General features: G+C 48.2%; 1 pseudogene. It reads right to left on the bottom strand.

From position 1 onward, the window contains the following. A pseudogene (locus tag FD23_RS08905) lies at nt 1–276 on the bottom strand (RNA-guided endonuclease TnpB family protein); the annotation flags it as partial.

The following is a 276-nucleotide window of genomic DNA, read 5'->3' as shown; positions in this document are numbered from 1 at the left end:
TTTTCACCATATTCATTGCCGCTGCTGCAGGAAAGCAGGGTGGCAAGCCCCTTGTCAATGCCGATTGCCTTCTTTGAATCATTGCTGTAATGCTTGCTAGAGATCAGCTTATGAACTTCAAGGCGCTGCTTGACGCGGTCAAGCACCACTGTGATATCGCCGGTGCTTGGATAACTCCACGGGCTGGCCATCTCCACAGAAAACTGCTTTCTAGGCACGTCTGAACTGAATGAAAAAGTATTTCCCTCAAATGCCCAATTCAAGTCACACTTCATG

The organism is Lactobacillus delbrueckii subsp. delbrueckii DSM 20074 = JCM 1012 (assembly GCF_001433875.1).
In the GTDB taxonomy this organism is placed as follows: domain Bacteria; phylum Bacillota; class Bacilli; order Lactobacillales; family Lactobacillaceae; genus Lactobacillus; species Lactobacillus delbrueckii.
The sequence above is the reverse complement of the archived record's forward strand: the minus strand, read 5'-3'. Positions and strand labels throughout refer to the sequence as shown.